Genomic DNA, 14080 nt, shown 5'->3' with positions numbered 1-14080 from the left:
CAGTGGACCTTTTTTATTTAGGATAAAACTAGAACATTTTACTATTTTTTGATATGATAGATAGAATATGAGGAGGAATGAGATGACGTTAGAAGAAATCAGACAGGAAATTGACCAAGTAGATGACGCACTCGTTGCCTTACTAGAGCAGCGTATGAATTTGGTCGGCCAAGTTGTGGCTTTTAAAAAATCGACTGGGAAGGCTGTCGCAGATCCTAAGAGAGAAGAAAGGATCTTTGCTAGAGTTGCGAACAAGATTGAAAATAAGGACTATCAAGAAACGATTCTTGCGACCTTTGCGGACATCCTAAAGCATTCACGTGCTTTTCAGGAGAAACAAATTCGATGAGTGAAGTAAAAAATTCTTTAGCAATCTTCTTGGGAGCTATGCTAGGCGGTTTACTTCGTTATCAATGCTCATCCTTTTTCACATTTACGGGACATTTTCCGCTAGCGACACTTTTAGTCAACTATTTGGGGACTTTCTTCTTAGTCTATTTGGTTAAAGGCTATCTCAGTCGTAAGCAAGTTTCCAAGCGTTTGTTATTGGCTTTGTCGACGGGATTTTGTGGCGGCTTGACGACTTTTTCTAGTCTTCTATTAGATTCGCTCAAATTGTTGGATTTAGGCCGTTATCCAGAATTGCTCCTATATCTTGCTTTGAGTATCGGCGGCAGCCTTTGCATTGCTTTATGGGCTGGAGGGAAGGTGACCGCATGATTTGGTTTTTGCTCATTGCTTGCGGTCTAGGAGCTCTTGTCCGTTACTTTTTTTCTAAGGTCAATAGCAGGGCTGCTTTGCCAGTAGGCACCTTGATGGCTAATATATTAGGAGCCTTTTTGATTGGGTATTTTTATAATCATATCCAAGATAAGCAGCTGTATAGTATTTTGGCAACAGGTTTTTGTGGCGGTTTNACAACTCTTTCCACTTTTNATGCTGAATTAGCAGAGCTGTTCTCAGATAAGAAGAAATTTAGCCTCTATCTGATGCTGACTTACCTTATAGGATTTTTAGCCATTCTTTTAGGAATTTTTATCTAAAAATCTTTACATTTTTTTAAATTTTGATATAATATACTTTGTGCATAAATGGATGCACTAAAAAAACGGCTAATCCGCTGTTGTCTAGAACTACAAGATTAGTAAGATAGGAGAAAAAATGAATCCATTAATCCAAAGCTTGACTGAAGGTCAACTTCGCTCAGATATCCCTGCATTCCGTCCTGGTGACACTGTCCGCGTTCACGCGAAAGTTGTCGAAGGAACTCGCGAACGTATCCAGATCTTTGAAGGTGTCGTTATCGCTCGCAAAGGTGCTGGCATCTCAGAAAACTACACTGTTCGTAAAATCTCTAACGGTGTAGGTGTTGAACGTACTTTCCCAATCCACACTCCACGTGTTGACAAGATTGAAGTCGTTCGTTACGGTAAAGTTCGTCGTGCTAAATTGTACTACCTTCGTGCATTGCAAGGTAAGGCAGCGCGTATCAAAGAAATCCGTCGTTAATATCAGAAATGACTCTGTCACTTGGCAGAGTTTTTCTCTAGTCCCCTTAGTTCAATGGATATAACAACTCCCTCCTAAGGAGTAGTTGCTGGTTCGATTCCGGCAGGGGACATGAAACCATACTTAAAACCCTTGATTTACAAGGGTTTTTGTTCTATTCACCCTAAATCCGCCCCAAAAGTTTCAAAAATCTTTTTTATTCGACTTCGATTTTTGTGCTATAACTTTTTTGCAATATCTGCTTGTATTTTCTTGAGATCCTGTTATAATGGTAAAATATTTATTTAGGAGGAAGAGAATGAGCTATATTTTGGAAATTTTACCTAGTCTTCTAAGTGGAGCGGCAACTACCTTGCAGGTGTTTGCTTTGGTCTTGGTTTTTTCGATTCCTTTGGGAATTATGCTGACTTTTTCGATGCAAATTCGCTTAAAGCCCCTGCAATGGCTGCTTCATATTTACATTTGGATTATGCGTGGGACGCCGCTATTATTGCAGTTAATCTTTATTTACTATGTTTTGCCAAGTATCGGCATTCGGCTGGATCGGATTCCTGCAGCGATTATTGCCTTTACACTAAACTACGCCGCTTATTTTGCGGATATCTTCCGTGGCGGTATTTCTTCCATTCCGACTGGACAGTATGAAGCTGCGAAGGTTTTGAAGTTTACTCCAGTTCAGACGATTCGCCTGATTATTTTGCCGCAGGTCGTAAAAATTGTGCTACCAAGCGTATTTAATGAAGTCATGACTTTGGTGAAAGATACCTCTTTGGTTTATGCTTTAGGCATTTCAGATTTGATTTTGGCTAGTCGAACAGCGGCCAACCGAGATGCCAGTCTGGCACCAATGTTTGTTGCAGGCTTGATTTACTTACTTTTAATCGGTTTGGCTACCTTGATTGCCAAGCAGGTCGAAAAGAAATTTAGTTATTATAAGTAGGTGCTATTATGTTAGAATTACGAAATATTAGTAAAAAATTTGGTGATAAGCAGATTCTAAAGGATTTTAATTTGATTGTGCCTGAAAAGCAAGTATTGGCCATTGTTGGACCTTCGGGCGGAGGGAAGACAACCCTTCTGCGTATGCTGGCAGGCTTGGAGACAATTGATTCAGGACAAGTAATTTATAATGGAGAGATTTTGGATGTCGCAGAGCTTGAAAAGCGTAATCTTCTAGGCTTTGTCTTTCAAGATTTTCAGCTCTTTCCTCATTTGTCTGTCTTGGAAAATTTGACTCTATCACCTATACATACAATGAATGTTTCCAAAGAAGAAGCTGAAGAGAAGGCGCAGGATTTATTGGCCCGCTTAGGCTTGTCCGAGCATGCCAATGCCTATCCTTATTTGCTGTCAGGCGGGCAAAAACAGAGGGTCGCTTTGGCTCGTGCTATGATGATCAACCCAGAGATTATCGGATATGATGAGCCGACTTCTGCCTTGGATCCTGCCTTACGCTTGGAAGTAGAAAAACTCATCCTTCAAAATCGTGAAATGGGAATGACACAGATTGTGGTCACACATGATTTGCAGTTTGCGGAAAATATTGCGGATTCTATTCTCAAAGTCATACCAAAATAAGGGAGGTCCGAATGAAACTAAAGAATATTCTTTTGACCTGTCTGACCCTGATCCTAACCTTTCTGCTTAGTGCTTGTAGTTCCAATGTCAGTGATCCCAGCTTGGATAACTGGAGTAAGTACGAGGAGAAAAAACAGATTACAATCGGCTTTGATAATACCTTTGTCCCTATGGGATTTGAGCAAAAAGATGGCACTTACGCAGGGTTTGACATTGATCTGGCCAATGCTGTTTTTAAGGAATATGGGATTGAGGTGAAATGGCAGCCGATTGATTGGGATATGAAAGAAACAGAGTTGACCAACGGCACGATTGACCTTATCTGGAATGGCTATTCCGCAACGGATGAGCGAATGGAAAAGGTGCAATTTACCATTCCTTATATGAAAAATGAGCAGGTTTTGGTCAGCAAAAAGTCCTCTCATATCTCACAGGCCAGTGACATGGCAGGAAAAGTATTGGGTGCCCAAACGGGATCTTCTGGCTATGTAGCTTTTGAAAGCAATCCTGAAATATTGAAAACCTTTGTCAAAAATCAGACGGCGACCCAGTACCAAAGCTTCAACGAGGCTTTGATTGACTTGCAAAACGACCGGATTGATGGACTCTTGATTGACCGCGTTTATGCCAATTATTATCTGACAGAAGAAGGAATTTTAGATCAGTATTCAGTCTTTTCAGTTGGATTTGAAAGCGAGGACTTTGCGGTCGGAGCTAGAAAGGCGGACCGTACTTTAGTTGAAAAAGTAAATGCTGCTTTCGGAAAATTATACCAAGAGGGAGAATTCCAGAAAATCGCTGAAAAGTGGTTTGGAGAGGATATTGCAACAGACCAAGTGAAAGCATATAAAAACAACTAGTTTTCTGCTAGTTGTTTTTTTCGTGTTTCTTGGTGGAAGATATTTTGCCAGACTTCGTGGCGGCGCCAGAGGCTAGTATGGATGACATCCCCGATTTGATAGCGAATCAGCTTGGTTTTTTGGCTGACGGATGTAATTTCTAAATTTTTGATAGGAGAAGTTTGGGCTCTTTCTAGTTGAAATTCCTCTTTGTTCAGCTGGCGACCATCTTGGGAAATGTAGACAAAATCGGAAGAAAGAAGTGCATCCAATTGACTGCCTTGGTCGACTAATTGCTCACGCATCAGGAGCTTTTGCCAGACATTATCCAGAATCTCATCTTCAGGAATAGGGGCTGGCTCAATGTGAATATCAATGTCGAAGACACCAAAGTCTTCCTTGAGCATGTCCTCCACCTGATCAGCAATTTCGTGGCTTTCAAAGACGGAGAGGTCAGGATTCATTTCCAGTATAATATCTAGATAAATATTGCTGCCATAGGTCCGACCACGCTGGGATTTGACGCGTGTGATTTTAGGAATTTCCAGAATGGCACGCTTATAGTCGTCTAAAAGGTCCTGATCAAAGCCGTCTGATAGGCTGAAGGAGGACTCCATGAAAATATCATAGGCTGTTTTCAGAATGAAAAAAGTAATAATGATGGCTGCTAGCCTATCAACGATGGGAAACTTCAGGGAGCTGGCAATAATAGCAACCGATGTGCCCAGAGAAGTGATGGCGTCCGAGAGATTGTCCTTGGCAGCCGCATCCAGAGCTTTGGATTTTACCCTTTTGGCTAGGTTTTTATTGTAAAGATAAACGCCAAACATGATGATGGCCGATACAATCCCGACGATGGCTCCCACAGGATCAATCAAGGTTTCTTCCTTGTTAATGATTTTTTGAGCCGTATCAATGAGGACATTGAAACCGACAAAAAACATGATGAAAGAAGTAATTAAGCTGGCCAGATCTTCAATCTTCCAATGGCCGAAGCGGTGGTCCTTATCCGCTGGTTTTCTTGCCATGCGCAAACCGATTAAGACTGCTATATTGGCAACGATATCGGATACGTTGTTGAAACCATCCGCCGTCAAACTGGAGGATGTCAGTGCCGTACCTGCAATGATCTTTGTAACGGATAAGCCAATGTAGGTGGCAATTGCTAGGAGGGCGCCTCGTTCGGCAAGTTTGAGATTGTCACTTGGATGATTGTTCATGGCTGCTCCTTTCTAGACTACTATTATAGCTTTTTCACACTTGAATTTCAATTGAGGACAGTTGCCTTTTCGATAACAAATTCGCTCGAATTTTGATATAATGGAAGCATTGATTTTCAGTTTGATTTTGTATTGAAAGGATAGAAGATGAATCCCTTATTAAACGGTATGAATGACCGTCAGGCCGAAGCGGTCCAGACGACGGAAGGCCCCTTGTTGATTATGGCGGGGGCTGGTTCAGGAAAAACTCGAGTCCTGACCCACCGCATCGCCTATTTGATTGATGAGAAGATGGTCAATCCTTGGAATATCCTAGCCATTACCTTTACCAATAAGGCAGCGCGGGAGATGAAAGAACGAGCAGCAGCGCTCAATCCAGCCACCCAAGACTGCTTAATCGCTACCTTCCACTCCATGTGTGTGCGCATCCTGCGGCGAGAAGCAGATCATATTGGCTACAACCGCAACTTTACTATCGTTGATCCAGGCGAGCAGCGGACTCTGATGAAACGGATTCTCAAAAACCTCAATCTGGATCCTAAAAAGTGGAACGAGCGCGCCATTCTAGGTACTATTTCCAATGCTAAGAACGACCTGATTGACGAGGTGGCCTATGCGAATCTAGCTGGTGATATATACACAGAGATTGTGGCCAAGTGCTACACGGCCTATCAAAAGGAATTGCGCCAGTCTGAAGCCATGGATTTTGACGATTTGATCATGCTGACCCTGCGGCTTTTTGACCAGAATCCAGATGTCCTGACCTACTACCAGCAACGTTACCAGTACATCCATGTAGACGAGTATCAGGATACTAACCATGCCCAGTACCAGCTGGTCAAGCTCTTGGCTTCTCGCTTCAAGAATATCTGTGTTGTCGGAGATGCTGACCAGTCTATCTATGGCTGGCGGGGAGCCGATATGCAGAATATCCTAGACTTCGAAAAGGATTATCCAGAAGCTAAGGTAGTCCTATTAGAGGAAAACTATCGCTCGACTAAAACCATCCTTCAGGCGGCTAATGAAGTCATCCGAAACAACCGCAACCGCCGTCCTAAGAATCTCTGGACTCAAAATGAAGACGGTGAAGAAATTGTCTACTATCGGGCTAATGACGAGCAGGACGAGGCTCTCTTTGTCGCTCGAACTATTGATCAACTGAGCCGAGAAGGTTACAGTCATAAGGATTTTGCGGTCCTTTACCGGACTAATGCCCAGTCACGGACGGTGGAAGAAGCCCTGCTTAAGGCTAATATCCCCTATACCATGGTTGGGGGCACCAAGTTCTATAGCCGTAAAGAAATCCGCGATGTTATTTCTTACCTTAATCTCATCGCCAATCCTAGTGACAATATCAGCTACGAGCGCGTGGTCAATGAGCCCAAACGTGGTGTCGGGCCGGGAACGGTGGAGAAAATTCGGGATTTTGCGGCTAGTCAAGAAATCTCTTTGCTGGAGGCGTCAGCTAATATCATGCTATCACCAGTCAAGGGCAAGGCAGCTCAGGCAGTTTATGAGTTTGCCAATCTGATACTCGATTTGCGGGATCGTTTGGATGACTATAGCGTGACTGAACTAGTCGAGCTTGTTCTGAAAAAAACAGGTTACGCTGCAGCTTTGGCAGCTCAGGCAACCTTGGAGAGCCAAGCTCGGATTGAAAATATCGAAGAATTCCTGTCTGTAACCAAGAACTTTGACGAAAATCCAGACAATCCTGCTGATGAGACAGGTCTGGACAAGCTTAGCCGTTTTCTCAATGACCTAGCCTTGATTGCGGACACAGATGATGGAGATATGGAGAGTTCTGAAGTGACTTTGATGACGCTCCACGCGGCAAAGGGATTGGAATTTCCAGTCGTCTTTCTGGTTGGTATGGAGGAAAATGTCTTCCCTCTGAGCCGGGCATCTGAAGATGAGGATGAGCTGGAAGAGGAGCGCCGTCTGGCCTATGTCGGCATCACCCGAGCAGAGAAGATTCTCTATCTGACCAATGCTAACTCCCGCTTGCTCTACGGCCGTACCAACTACAATCAGCCGACCCGTTTCTTGAGAGAAATCAGTTCAGACTTGCTAAACTATCAGGGACTGGCTCGACCGGCAAACAGCTCCTTTAAGGTTAGCTATACCAATAGCGATACTAGCAAATTCGGTCAGGGCATGAGTCTGGCTCAAGCCCTGCAGGAGAGGAAGCGTCAAGCGGCACCTAGTTCGATTTCTACAAACAGCCTGCCTTTTGGAAAGAGCAGTCAGAGCCAGCCATCTAAGCCAGAAGTTGCTTGGGCTATCGGGGATATTGCCCACCATAAGAAATGGGGCGATGGAACAGTTTTGGCAGTATCTGGCAGCGGCAACAGTCAAGAGCTCAAGATTAGTTTCCCAGAAGTCGGCCTGAAGAAAGTGCTGGCCAGCATAGCACCGATTGAGAAAAAATCATGATGAGGCAGTCGATTGAAGCCTGGATTTATCATCCAGAGGAACGAGAAATCTTGCTCTTAAAAGTGGAAGCTGAGAAAGTTTCCTTTTGGCAGCCCATTACTGGTGGGATTGAGAGTGGTGAGAGTCCAGAAGAAGCCTGTCTTCGTGAAATAAAAGAAGAGACTGGCTTGCTCTTACATCGTTCAAATCTGACTAGTCTTGGAGATTTTATGGTAAAGATTGATGAAAATCTGACCATCCACAAAAATCTCTTTCTAGTTCTGACTGAACAGAAGGCAATCCAGATTTCTGATGAGCATGTTGGAGCTCAGTGGGTAGCGTTAGACAAAGTTTCGTCGCAGCTGTACTGGCCCAGCAATCAGGCGACTTTTGAGATGATATCTGAGAAGCTATAAGATATAGCTTCTCTTTATTTCTTTTGATAAGGAAATTCTATTAGTCAAGCGGGGCGTTTAATGGTAGACTTATCACATAACTATAGTGAGGTGACCTTATGACACGTGAATTTAAATTTGAAACTCTGCAGCTTCATGCCGGACAAACAGTGGACCCGACAACCAAATCACGGGCTCTGCCTATTTACCAGACAACTTCCTATGTGTTTGACGATACTCAGGAGGGAGAAGATCTTTTTGCCCTACGCAAACCGGGCAATATCTACACTCGGATTACCAATCCGACCCTGTCTGCTTTTGAGGAGCGGATTGCGGCTTTGGAGGGTGGAGTCGGAGCTCTAGCGACAGCTTCTGGTATGGCAGCTGTTACCTACACCATTCTAGCTTTGGCCCATACTGGCGACCATGTAGTAGCAGCCTCTACCATCTACGGCGGTACCTTTAATCTGCTCAAGGAAACCCTGCCTCGCTATGGCATTACCACGACTTTTGTGGATATTGAAAATCTGGCTGAAGTAGAAGCAGCCATTCAGGACAATACCAAGTTGGTTTTGATTGAAAGTTTAGGCAATCCGCTGATTAATATCCCTGACTTTGATGATTTGGCCGAGCTGGTTCATGCTCACAAGATTCCGCTGATTTCTGACAATACCTTTGCTACACCTTATCTAATCAATGTCTTTTCTCATGGAGTGGACATTGCAGTACATTCTGCGACCAAGTTTATAGGTGGTCACGGAACAAGCATTGGCGGTGTGATTGTGGACAGCGGTCGTTTTGACTGGGAAGCTTCTTGCAAGTTTCCGCAGTTCGTGGACCCGGACCCGAGCTATCATGATATCAGTTATACGCGCGATGTCGGAGCAGCAGCCTTTGTTACTGCTGTTCGGACCCAGCTCTTGCGCGATACGGGTGCAGCCATGTCTCCCTTCAATGCCTTTCTCTTCCTGCAGGGGTTGGAAACTCTCTCTTTGCGTGTAGAACGCCATGTGTCCAATGCCGAGAAGATTGTGGAATTCTTAGCAGGGCATCCTAAGGTCGAGCAGGTCAATTATCCGAAGCTTGCTGACAGTCCTTATCATGCTTTGGCAGAAAAATATTTCCCTAAAGGCGTGGGCTCAATTTTCACCTTTAATGTCAAAGGTGGTGAGAAAGAAGCTCGTAAGGTTATTGACAGCCTAGAGATTTTCTCTGACTTGGCCAATGTAGCAGATGCTAAGTCCCTGGTCGTCCATCCAGCTACAACGACTCATGGTCAGATGTCGCCAGAGGCTCAACTGGCAGCAGGCATTACACCAAATCAAATCCGTCTCTCTATCGGCTTGGAAAATGTGGATGACTTGATAGAGGATTTGAGAATAGCTTTGGAATCTATTTAACAAATAATAGCTATAATTTAGAATATTTAGAAATTGAATTTTTAAATATTCTATTTTTTTTTGAATATAATGATTTTTTGTGAGATAATGTCAGTATATTTTAATTAGTGAAGGTTGATTTAAATGAGACATAAAATTTTAGTTACAGGTGGGGCAGGTTTTATAGGTACTCATACTGTTATTGAACTAGTTAATGCTGGTCATGAAGTAGTGGTAGTTGATAATTTAATCAATAGCAACAAAAAAAGCATTGAAATTGTTGAAAAAATTGTTGGGAAAAACATTCCATTTTATATAGCAGATGTCTGTGATGAGGAAAAGCTGCTCGAAATTTTTACGAAAGAAAGACCTACAGGAGTTATTCATTTTGCCGCATTAAAGGCAGTGGGAGAGTCTACGGAAATACCTCTTACATATTATAAGAATAATATCACAGGTGTTTTAACGCTTTTAAAAGTGATGGAAGAGGTTAATTGTAAAAATATTATTTTTAGTTCTTCAGCGACGGTGTATGGGGATCCTCACACAGTTCCAATTTTAGAAGATTTTCCACTTTCAGTTACAAACCCATATGGCCGAACAAAATTAATGACAGAAGAAATTTTGACAGATATTTATAAAGCCGATATAAGTTGGAATGTGGTGATTCTTCGTTATTTTAACCCTATTGGTGCACATGAAAGTGGAGATTTAGGGGAGAATCCGAATGGAATCCCAAATAACCTTCTTCCTTATGTAACTCAGGTTGCAGTAGGGAAACTGCCATCAGTACGAGTATTCGGTAACGACTACCCTACAGTTGATGGGACAGGAGTTAGAGATTATATTCATGTTGTAGATTTGGCAAGAGGGCATGTTGCTGCGCTTCAGAAGCTAGAGGGAAAGTCTGGACTAAATATTTATAATCTTGGGACAGGAAAAGGCTATTCTGTTCTAGAAATTATAAAAAATATGGAAAAAGCAGTCGGAAAGAAAATTCCGTATGAGATTACAGAACGGCGTGCAGGTGATATAGCTTCTTGCTATGCAGATTCCAAAAAAGCTAAAGATGAACTAGGATGGGAAGCCGAGTTTGATATTGAGCGAATGTGTCAAGACGCTTGGCGTTGGCAGAGTAAGCATCCGAATGGCTTTGATGATTAGGGTGCTTCAAGTGAAAATCTAGTTTCTTCTATATTGATAGATAAATGCGAATAAACTCTTAAAATTAGTGAACACTAATCTGAGTTTGTTCGTATTTTTATCTTATTTTGACTTATAAAGTTAGATATAAAGAAATCTTAGTCTTTGAGTATTCTAAATTGGTTTATGATTGAGACTACTATAATCATTTATACAGTAGAAAATGAGGCATATATATTGTATAATAGGTGTAAACTATTTTAAGGAGATACAAATCAGTGAAATCTTCAGATTTGTTAATTATTATTCCTGCTTATAATGAAGAAGCATCAATTGTTAGTGTTGTAGATAATATCATTCAAAATTATTCTCAGTATGATTATGTTATTATTAATGACGGTTCGAAAGATCAAACATCAGCAATTTCTCATGCTAAAGGCTATAATATTGTTGATTTACCAGTAAATTTGGGGTTGGCAGGTGCTTTTCAGACGGGGCTTCGATATGCTTATGAAAAAGGATATAAAAAAGCAGTGCAGTTTGATGCTGACGGTCAACACTTACCTGAATATATATCTGTTTTAGAAGAAATGATTGATTCGGGATATGAAATGGTGATTGGTTCGCGTTTTGTTACAGAAAAACGCGAAAATTCTCTCAGAATGTTAGGGAATACATTGATTAGTGGAGCAATTAAATTAACAACAGGTAAAACGATTAACGATCCTACATCAGGGATGCGGATGTTTTCTGAGAATTTGATTAAAGAATTTGCACTTAATATCAATTATGGACCAGAACCAGATACAGTTTCCTATTTGATCCGTCATGGAGTAAAGGTCGCGGAAGCTCAGGTACGGATGAGAGAACGCCAAGCAGGTGAAAGTTATTTGACATTTTCGCGTTCCATTCAGTATATGATACATATGTTTGCATCTATTTTGATTATCCAAAACTTTAGAAAGAGAGGTTAAAATAATGACGATTTGGTTTCAAGTTGTATTAACTATTGTATCTATTTTGACATGTAGTTTCATTTTGCGTAGTATCAGAAAATCACAAGTTCAAATTAATGATGCCTTATTTTGGATATTTTTCTCGATAGTTTTATTAGTTTTCAGTATTTTTCCAAAATTAGCAGAAAAAATTGCGAATGCCTTAGGAATAGTTTCAGCCGTTAACTTTATCTTTTTATTCATTATTTTTTTATTGTTGATTAATCAGTTTCAATTAACTTTAAAGTTATCAAAATTAGATACAAAATTTAAAAATTTAGTACAGATAATTGCATTGAGGAATAAAGATGAAGATACGCACTGATCCATCGGATAAAGAAATATATTTTTGGAATTTGTTGGGAAATTTAGCAGCATCTGGGGTATCTGTATTATATCTTTTAATTATCACAAGATTGAGTTCTGCTAAAGTAGCAGATCAATTTAGCCTAGCTAATTCCATCGGAACACTATGGATAGTTATCGGTTTATTTCAAGTTCGAAATTATCAAGGAACGGATGTAAAGCAGCGGCATAGTTTTATAGGTTATTTTCAGACTCGTATCCTCACAATTACGATAATGATACTTACCTTGTTTCCATATTTATATATAATTGGTGAAGGCCGTTATTCATTAGAGACTCTTCTATTGACCTTTCTTATGATTCTTTATCGCATGTGGGATGCAGTATCAGATTTATTTCAAGGATTGTTTCAACAAAGAGAGCGTATGGACATTGCTGGAAAAACAATGTTTATTCGATATTCTACGAGTGTTCTAGTATTACTAATAACATTGCTACTATCTGAGTCTGTTCTGCTTGCTTTGCTTTCTTTAGTTATGTGGAATGGGCTACTCATTTTTTTCTACGAGATGCGTTTTGTAGCTTATTTCGAAAAAATTCAAGTCCGAGAATTGTTGTCTACTCGCTATAAAAAAGATATAAAGGATATATTGTTAGCTTGTTGGCCACTATTTGTAAATGGATTTATTTTGTTATATATTTTAAATGAGCCTAAAATAATCATTGAAAAAGGTCTTAATCAGGGCTTTTTACAAACTGGCATGCAACGTGATTTTAATATTCTGTTTATGCCTGTCTTCTTTATGAGTCTTATTATTTTAATTGTTAGACCCCTGATTACAAAATTAGCCATTTTATGGAATAAAAAAGAATATAAAGAATTCTCGTTAATTATAAAAAGATTATTAGGATTTCTATCTTTAGGCGGTTTGTTCGTCACATTTATAGCCTATTTATTTGGTGTGCCTGTACTTAGTCTAATATTTGGAGTGGATTTAAACAATTATGTACTTCCTTTTACTATTCTGATATTCTCAGGAGTTTTATATGCTTTAGCAATTGTTTTTGAGAATATTTTAACGATTATACGGAAACAGCATCTTTTAGTTGGCTTGTATATTATTCTTTTGATACTTACTAAATTGATCACAGAACCATTTATTTATCAAAAAGGTATGCTTGGTGCCGCAATTAGTTTTTTTATTGTTATGTTAGTTTATTTATTTGGAATTGCAAGTATTTATTTTTTAGCAAGTAGAGATAAAGGAAGTAAAAATGAAATATGATTTAACGGTGATTATTCCTGTTTATAACACTGAAAAATATTTGAGAAGGTGTTTAGATAGTATTGTCCATCAGGAGGAAATAGAAAAGTGTTCATTGCGAGTACTCTGTATCAATGATGGCAGTACCGATAATTCAGAAAATATTATTAGAGAATATGTTGAAAAATATCCATTTATTGAATTGTTTTCAAAAGAGAACGGGGGGGTATCAGATGCTAGAAACTATGGTCTTGAACAGACCAAGTCTAGTGACTACATAACATTTATTGATCCAGATGATAGTATCTATAAAAACTATTTAAAGGAGTTTATGTTTGCCAAAGGAAAGGATGTTATTTATTTTGATATTGATCTGTTTGATAACACTGAAAAAACACTAAAACATTTAAAAGTTAATCCTTTCTATGATTCTACTGCTACTATCAATAATATTCATGTTTTTATGCTTACAAAGCATGCATCGTGGACTAGAATCTACAAAAGCTCACTTATAGAGTCGTATCGTTTTCCAAANGGAAAGATTTTTGAAGACATCGCTCTTATGCCTTTTGTTACTTCAAAATGTTCGGATGTTTCATATATACAAAAATATTTATATAAATATACGGTGAATACTTCTAATTCTATCATGAATTCAAGTAAGTCTAATATTTTTGATATTTATGATGCTTTAGAATATCTTTTCTCTTTATTTGGTGATGAATTTGAAATGTATAGGGAAGAATTACAATATCTAGCCTTGGAACATTTATGTGTAGGGCATACTTATCGTTTGTTAAAATACCCTCAGGCAACGAAACAAGATTTTAAAGACATCATTTTATTTATGGAAAAATATTTTGGGAAAAATTGGGAAAAAAATAAATATATTAAACAAGGAATCCAAAAAGTAAATATAAATTCTACATTAGCATATGTGGTTCCATTATTTTTGAAAATTTTGAAATATAGATGTTTTAGTTTATTACTGGTTATGAAACATAAAGTCAGTTAAAGATAAAAGGATGAGTAGATA

General features: G+C 39.6%; 16 protein-coding genes and 1 tRNA gene. 16 read left to right on the top strand and 1 reads right to left on the bottom strand.

Annotated elements, in window-relative coordinates:
• Positions 1 to 82: 82 nt before the first annotated feature.
• The 8 genes from D8792_RS05630 (at position 83) to D8792_RS05595 (ending at position 3947) form a co-directional block, all read left to right on the top strand.
• Positions 83 to 349 carry a chorismate mutase gene (locus tag D8792_RS05630; protein WP_125373245.1) on the top strand — a complete coding sequence of 89 codons (267 nt, stop codon included), beginning with the start codon at positions 83 to 85 and terminating at the stop codon, positions 347 to 349.
• Complete coding sequence (gene crcB / locus D8792_RS05625; protein WP_125373244.1) at positions 346 to 720, top strand: fluoride efflux transporter CrcB; 375 nt, start codon at positions 346 to 348, stop codon at positions 718 to 720. Before D8792_RS05630 ends, crcB (D8792_RS05625) begins: the two co-directional genes overlap by 4 nt.
• Entirely contained in the window at positions 717 to 1043 is a 327-nt protein-coding gene (crcB, locus tag D8792_RS05620; RefSeq protein ID WP_185758406.1) for a fluoride efflux transporter CrcB, read from the top strand. The genes crcB (D8792_RS05625) and crcB (D8792_RS05620) overlap by 4 nt, the downstream gene beginning before the upstream one ends.
• A gap of 118 nt (positions 1044 to 1161) precedes the next feature.
• Positions 1162 to 1509, top strand: a complete 348-nt coding sequence (gene rplS / locus D8792_RS05615) for a 50S ribosomal protein L19 (protein ID WP_005590628.1) — start codon at positions 1162 to 1164, stop codon at positions 1507 to 1509.
• 40 nt (positions 1510 to 1549) lie between these two features.
• Positions 1550 to 1621, top strand: a tRNA-Arg gene (locus tag D8792_RS05610).
• Between the two features lie 186 nt (positions 1622 to 1807).
• A complete protein-coding gene (locus D8792_RS05605) occupies positions 1808 to 2449 on the top strand; it encodes an amino acid ABC transporter permease (RefSeq protein WP_125373242.1) in 642 nt (213 codons plus the stop codon).
• A gap of 8 nt (positions 2450 to 2457) precedes the next feature.
• Entirely contained in the window at positions 2458 to 3087 is a 630-nt protein-coding gene (locus D8792_RS05600; protein ID WP_125373241.1) for an amino acid ABC transporter ATP-binding protein, read from the top strand.
• 11 nt (positions 3088 to 3098) lie between these two features.
• Positions 3099 to 3947 (top strand): amino acid ABC transporter substrate-binding protein, encoded by an 849-nt coding sequence (locus D8792_RS05595; protein WP_125373240.1) that lies wholly within the window; start codon positions 3099 to 3101, stop codon positions 3945 to 3947.
• Here D8792_RS05595 and D8792_RS05590 read toward each other — a convergent pair.
• Positions 3944 to 5146, bottom strand: coding sequence for a cation diffusion facilitator family transporter (locus tag D8792_RS05590; RefSeq protein WP_125373239.1), 1203 nt, complete (start codon positions 5144 to 5146; stop codon positions 3944 to 3946). The two genes, D8792_RS05595 and D8792_RS05590, sit on opposite strands and share 4 nt — an antisense overlap.
• 147 nt (positions 5147 to 5293) lie before the next feature.
• On the opposite strand from D8792_RS05590, the gene pcrA reads away from it, so the two are divergent.
• The 8 genes from pcrA to D8792_RS05550 all read left to right on the top strand — a co-directional run bounded on the left by pcrA (position 5294) and on the right by D8792_RS05550 (position 14059).
• On the top strand, positions 5294 to 7582 hold the full coding sequence (pcrA, locus tag D8792_RS05585; protein WP_005590619.1) for a DNA helicase PcrA: 2289 nt from the start codon (positions 5294 to 5296) through the stop codon (positions 7580 to 7582).
• On the top strand, positions 7579 to 7977 hold the full coding sequence (locus D8792_RS05580; protein WP_125373238.1) for an NUDIX hydrolase: 399 nt from the start codon (positions 7579 to 7581) through the stop codon (positions 7975 to 7977). Before pcrA ends, D8792_RS05580 begins: the two co-directional genes overlap by 4 nt.
• A 98-nt stretch (positions 7978 to 8075) precedes the next feature.
• Positions 8076 to 9356 carry an O-acetylhomoserine aminocarboxypropyltransferase/cysteine synthase family protein gene (locus D8792_RS05575; RefSeq protein ID WP_048791636.1) on the top strand — a complete coding sequence of 427 codons (1281 nt, stop codon included), beginning with the start codon at positions 8076 to 8078 and terminating at the stop codon, positions 9354 to 9356.
• 123 nt (positions 9357 to 9479) lie between these two features.
• Positions 9480 to 10499 (top strand): UDP-glucose 4-epimerase GalE, encoded by a 1020-nt coding sequence (galE, locus tag D8792_RS05570; RefSeq protein WP_005590615.1) that lies wholly within the window; start codon positions 9480 to 9482, stop codon positions 10497 to 10499.
• 257 nt (positions 10500 to 10756) lie between these two features.
• Complete coding sequence (locus D8792_RS05565; protein ID WP_005590614.1) at positions 10757 to 11452, top strand: glycosyltransferase family 2 protein; 696 nt, start codon at positions 10757 to 10759, stop codon at positions 11450 to 11452.
• Between the two features lie 4 nt (positions 11453 to 11456).
• Entirely contained in the window at positions 11457 to 11798 is a 342-nt protein-coding gene (locus D8792_RS05560) for a DUF2304 domain-containing protein (protein WP_005590613.1), read from the top strand.
• A complete protein-coding gene (locus tag D8792_RS05555; protein WP_125373237.1) occupies positions 11782 to 13065 on the top strand; it encodes a lipopolysaccharide biosynthesis protein in 1284 nt (427 codons plus the stop codon). The genes D8792_RS05560 and D8792_RS05555 overlap by 17 nt, the downstream gene beginning before the upstream one ends.
• Complete coding sequence (locus tag D8792_RS05550; RefSeq protein ID WP_125373236.1) at positions 13055 to 14059, top strand: glycosyltransferase family 2 protein; 1005 nt, start codon at positions 13055 to 13057, stop codon at positions 14057 to 14059. The genes D8792_RS05555 and D8792_RS05550 overlap by 11 nt, the downstream gene beginning before the upstream one ends.
• Positions 14060 to 14080 lie beyond the last annotated feature (21 nt).

The sequence above is a fragment of the Streptococcus cristatus genome (assembly GCF_003943505.1).
Classification (GTDB): Bacteria; Bacillota; Bacilli; order Lactobacillales; family Streptococcaceae; genus Streptococcus; species Streptococcus cristatus_E.
Note: the sequence above shows the minus strand (reverse complement) of the source record. Positions and strands in the feature narration are given on the sequence as shown.

What these genes read in the sequence shown, in the direction of transcription:
- rplS (WP_005590628.1), top strand. Translation starts at nt 1,162, where the DNA reads ATGAATCCATTAATCCAAAGCTTGACTGAAGGTCAACTTCGCTCAGAT.
- D8792_RS05555 (WP_125373237.1), top strand. Translation starts at nt 11,782, where the DNA reads ATGAAGATACGCACTGATCCATCGGATAAAGAAATATATTTTTGGAAT.
- D8792_RS05575 (WP_048791636.1), top strand. Translation starts at nt 8,076, where the DNA reads ATGACACGTGAATTTAAATTTGAAACTCTGCAGCTTCATGCCGGACAA.
- D8792_RS05560 (WP_005590613.1), top strand. Translation starts at nt 11,457, where the DNA reads ATGACGATTTGGTTTCAAGTTGTATTAACTATTGTATCTATTTTGACA.
- D8792_RS05630 (WP_125373245.1), top strand. Translation starts at nt 83, where the DNA reads ATGACGTTAGAAGAAATCAGACAGGAAATTGACCAAGTAGATGACGCA.
- D8792_RS05590 (WP_125373239.1), bottom strand. Translation starts at nt 5,146, where the DNA reads ATGAACAATCATCCAAGTGACAATCTCAAACTTGCCGAACGAGGCGCC.
- D8792_RS05580 (WP_125373238.1), top strand. Translation starts at nt 7,579, where the DNA reads ATGATGAGGCAGTCGATTGAAGCCTGGATTTATCATCCAGAGGAACGA.
- crcB (WP_125373244.1), top strand. Translation starts at nt 346, where the DNA reads ATGAGTGAAGTAAAAAATTCTTTAGCAATCTTCTTGGGAGCTATGCTA.
- D8792_RS05600 (WP_125373241.1), top strand. Translation starts at nt 2,458, where the DNA reads ATGTTAGAATTACGAAATATTAGTAAAAAATTTGGTGATAAGCAGATT.
- pcrA (WP_005590619.1), top strand. Translation starts at nt 5,294, where the DNA reads ATGAATCCCTTATTAAACGGTATGAATGACCGTCAGGCCGAAGCGGTC.
- D8792_RS05605 (WP_125373242.1), top strand. Translation starts at nt 1,808, where the DNA reads ATGAGCTATATTTTGGAAATTTTACCTAGTCTTCTAAGTGGAGCGGCA.
- D8792_RS05595 (WP_125373240.1), top strand. Translation starts at nt 3,099, where the DNA reads ATGAAACTAAAGAATATTCTTTTGACCTGTCTGACCCTGATCCTAACC.
- galE (WP_005590615.1), top strand. Translation starts at nt 9,480, where the DNA reads ATGAGACATAAAATTTTAGTTACAGGTGGGGCAGGTTTTATAGGTACT.